Below are 3,996 nucleotides of genomic sequence, written 5' to 3'. Positions count from 1 at the left end.
AAACCGTTCACACTCCTTTTTCATTGCAAAGGAGATCATATGGTGTTGCAACAATCCTATCGCAAATGGATTTCTCGTTTCCTGCTGGCCGGAATGCTGGTTACCGCCGGACTGCCTGTGGCCCAGGCGGCCCGGGTCAGCCAGCTGCGGGGAGGAGTGAATCCGAATCGGGCCCGGGTGGTCATGAACCTGGATGAGCCGGTGGGGTATACCAGCCGGGTGGTAGGCAACCAGCTGATCATCACCCTGAAAGGCAAAACCGACCGGACCCAGATGGTGCGGCTGCGGGACCCGCGGATCCAGAAAGCCACGCTGGAGCCCTCTGGCAGCGGCAGCCGGCTGGTGGTGGTGTTCCGCAGGACAGTGCCCGCCTATAAGGTTTTTCTGCTGAAGAATCCCCAGCGGCTGGTGGTGGATTTTCCCCGTACCGGCAGTGGGGCGAGCACCCCGGGGAAATCTTCCGGTTCCGGCCAGTGGCTGGGGAAGGGCCTTACCTATAAAGCGGCCCGGGTGAACTATGGGGCCGGCCAGGTAAAGACCTATACCCTGACCCTGGCACCTTCCAGCGAGTTCAAGCTGGACTTCATCCCCGGTTATGGCAGGACCATCCAGAAGGGGACCCTGACCATGATCCAGAAACGGTCCGGTGCCGTAGCCCTGGTGAATGCCTCCTACTTCGACAGTGATATCTGGGTGGTGGGAAACCTGAAGATCCAGGGCAAGTGGCTGGGCATGGAAACGACGCCCCGTACAGGCCTGATCATTCCAAAGACCGGTACGCCCTCCATCCAGCCCGGGCTTTCCTACAGCGGTACGGTGACCCGTCCTGACGGGAAAAGCTTTGCTATTACCGGCGTGGACCGGATGCGTCTGGAGAACGAGTTGATCCTGTTCAACGACGGATATGACGATACCACCGATACCAACAGGTATGGAACGGAAGTGAAACTGGTGAACGGAGTGGTCAGCGACATCAGCCGGGCGGGCAGCATGCCCCTCACTGCCGGCAGCACTGTCCTGTCGGGCAATGGGACTGCGGCGGCCTTCCTGAACGGGCTGCGCCGGGGCGACCGGGTGACCCTCCGCCAGACACTGGGCAATCCGGTGGCCGACAGTGCGGCGTCCGTTGGATCGGCCGGCCCCCAGCTGGTGCGGGACGGGCAGGTGGCTGTCACCAGCGGGGAGGAGGAAATCGCCCCGGATATTGCTGATGGACGGGCGCCCCGGACCGGTGTGGGCATCAAAAAGGACGGTACTGTGCTCATTGTGGTGGCCGACGGCCGCAGCGATGACAGCGCCGGATTCACCCTGGACGAGTTCGCTCGGTATTTCGTCAGCCTGGGGGCTGATCGGGCCATGAATTTCGATGGCGGCGGATCCAGCGAGATGGTGGTGAACGGCAGGATCATGAACGATCCCAGCGACGGCAGCGAACGACCGGTCCGCGTGGCACTGGGCGTGTTCAGGAAATAAGCACCCCCTTGCATCCCTCCTCGACTTCGGTATATAATAAACAAACGATGGAAAAGAGGTGCTGATCATGTTACACAAAATCCTGAAAAACAGAAAAATATGGGCAGCAGCCTTGCTGATGGTGTTACTGGCCCTGGGTGTAGCCCAGGCGGCCGGGTTGAAACCGCAGAAGAGCAGTCTTTCCGGTACAGTGGTCTCCACGGTTTCTGTGGGCAGCCAGGTTTCGGAAGGCGCTGTGCTGGTGACGGTGAAGACCCTGGCGGGGACAGCACCGGCTGCCCGCGCAAACTGCAACGGCAAAGTGGTGTCGGTGGAAGTTTCTCCGGGCAGCACGATCGCAGCGGATCAGGTTGTTGCTCAGATTGAACCGTAAACAAAGAAGCAAAAGGGCTGTCACGTCAGGCGACAGCCCTCTTTTATAGGAGGAAATATGCGCTGTTTCAAGTGGAAACGCATCCTGGTACTGGCCCTGGGCTGCGTTCTGGCAATGGCTTCCCTGGCCCTGGCGGCCATCCCCACCATTGCAGTGGAAGAACTGAAACCGGGGATGAAGGGCTATGGCAAGACGGTGATCCGGGGGGCTGACATCCAGACCTTCGATGTGGAGATCCTGGGGGTGACCGGTACGGAAACCGGCGGCTACAACATCCTGATCAAGGCCTCCGGTCCGCTGCTGAAGGAAAGTGGCGGTATTGCCCAGGGCATGAGTGGCAGCCCGGTGTACATCGACGGAAGGCTGGCCGGAGCGGTGGCCTATGGACAGGCTTTTTCCGACCCCAACTACTGCTTTTTGACGCCCATCAATGAAATGCTGCGGCTGTTTGATGAGACGGATCCCCGGCCTTCCGTGTTCCTGCCCATGAGCACACCCCTTATGGTCAGCGGGTTTACTTCCGACGGGGTGGCCCACCTGAATGAAGGCCTGAAGCCTTTCGGCCTTACCTCCTATGCAGTCCCTGGAGGGGATTCGGAGCTGGATGACGTGAAGCTGGAACCGGGCAGTTCTGTGGGCGTGGCCCTGGTAAGGGGTGATATGGTGATCGGGGCCATCGGGACCGTCACCTGGACCGATGACCAGGGACGGGTGCTGGCCTTCGGCCATCCCTTCCTGCAGCATGGGGATTCCAACTATTTCATGACCAATGCCTGGATCTATGCCTCCGTGCCCAACATCCAGAGTGCTTTTAAAGTGGGTTCCCTGGGCAGGACCCTGGGCCGCATCAGCCAGGACCGGCTCAGCGGCATTGCCGGGAAACAGGGCGAGAATGCGCCCATCATTCCCATGTATGTTTCCGTGACGGACAAGGATCGGGGCATCCACAAAAGCAGCAATGTGCAGCTGATCACCGATGAGGACCTGGTGCCCACCCTGGTGGATGGGGTCACCTATAATACGGTGAGCATGGCCAAGGACCGGAAAGGGGCCGGGTCCAGCCGGATCCGGTTCACCATTACGGCCAACGGGGAAAAGGAAGGCCCCATCCGGCTGCGACGGGAAAACATGTTCTACAGCGCCAGCGACCTGGGAAAGATCACGGATTCGGAACTGAATGTGGCCACGGACATGCTTATGAACAACCGGTTCGACAAGGTGACCATCCAGGACATCAACGTGGATGTGGAGACCACTTCCAACTGTGAAGTGGCGGAAATGGAAGGGGCCAGCGCTCCTTCCACCGCCACCCGGGGCGGGGTGCTGCCCATCACGCTGACCTTCAAACCCTATCGATCCGAGGAAATCACCCGCACCATCAACTTCAAGGTGCCGGACAAGATGCCCACCGGTCCCGTGAACCTGATCGTCCGCAGCGGCAATGCCACCACCTGGATCAACAAGGCCCTGTCCAAACGCAGCGGCGGCAAGAATGCCCCCAATACCACCGAGGGAGACGGGACGGACGGCAGCGAGGAGGATGTCTCCATGATGCAGTCCAGCCAGCGCCAGTTCAAGGATTTCCTCACAGAATTCAATGACATGGATGCCAACAACGAAGTGGTGGTGGACCTGATGCCCGGATATGGTGGCGCTTCCAGCCGCAGCAGCTACCCGCGCAGCAGTGCTGCCGGCATGAGCAATGCCATCACCGGTCTGCTCAAGGGCAGCAAATACAAACAGAAATTCCCCATGGATTTCATCATTACCGGGGAGACGAATATCACTGTCAATGTGAAGGAGCGGTAAATCACCGCCCCCTGTCAGGACGGGGTGTGAAAAAATGCTTTTTCACACCCCGTCACTAGTCACTAGCCGATGGAAGCCAGCTGACGCTAGCGAAATAAAGGCGCTGTGGATGATTTTTTCACAGCGCCTTTTTGTGTTCTTTTGAAAACCACGCCATAGTGGCGTGGTTCCGGAAAGCTTATAGCTATGAAAAAAAACTCCCAATGTAGTACGATGCAATTGACCTGTCAGTCATGCAAAGTAAAACATTAGGAGGTGCACTACAATGCCAAGTGGGCAAAGCAATGTTAACCATAGTTTAGCACACACAAGATGGAATTGTAAGTATCATATTGTGTTTG

General features: G+C 58.3%; 3 protein-coding genes. All 3 read left to right on the top strand.

What is annotated here, in order from left to right:
- Positions 1-39 precede the first annotated feature (39 nt).
- The 3 genes from BQ5462_RS00025 to BQ5462_RS00015 all read left to right on the top strand — a co-directional run bounded on the left by BQ5462_RS00025 (position 40) and on the right by BQ5462_RS00015 (position 3,655).
- Complete coding sequence (locus tag BQ5462_RS00025; protein WP_071141423.1) at positions 40-1,473, top strand: phosphodiester glycosidase family protein; 1,434 nt, start codon at positions 40-42, stop codon at positions 1,471-1,473.
- Between the two features lie 67 nt (positions 1,474-1,540).
- Entirely contained in the window at positions 1,541-1,846 is a 306-nt protein-coding gene (locus tag BQ5462_RS00020; protein WP_071141422.1) for a hypothetical protein, read from the top strand.
- A gap of 57 nt (positions 1,847-1,903) precedes the next feature.
- Positions 1,904-3,655 carry a SpoIVB peptidase S55 domain-containing protein gene (locus BQ5462_RS00015; protein WP_071141421.1) on the top strand — a complete coding sequence of 584 codons (1,752 nt, stop codon included), beginning with the start codon at positions 1,904-1,906 and terminating at the stop codon, positions 3,653-3,655.
- Positions 3,656-3,996: the final 341 nt, after the last annotated feature.

The sequence above is a fragment of the Acidaminococcus timonensis genome, from assembly GCF_900106585.1.
Taxonomy (GTDB): domain Bacteria; phylum Bacillota; class Negativicutes; order Acidaminococcales; family Acidaminococcaceae; genus Acidaminococcus; species Acidaminococcus timonensis.
The sequence above is the reverse complement of the archived record's forward strand: the minus strand, read 5'-3'. Positions and strand labels throughout refer to the sequence as shown.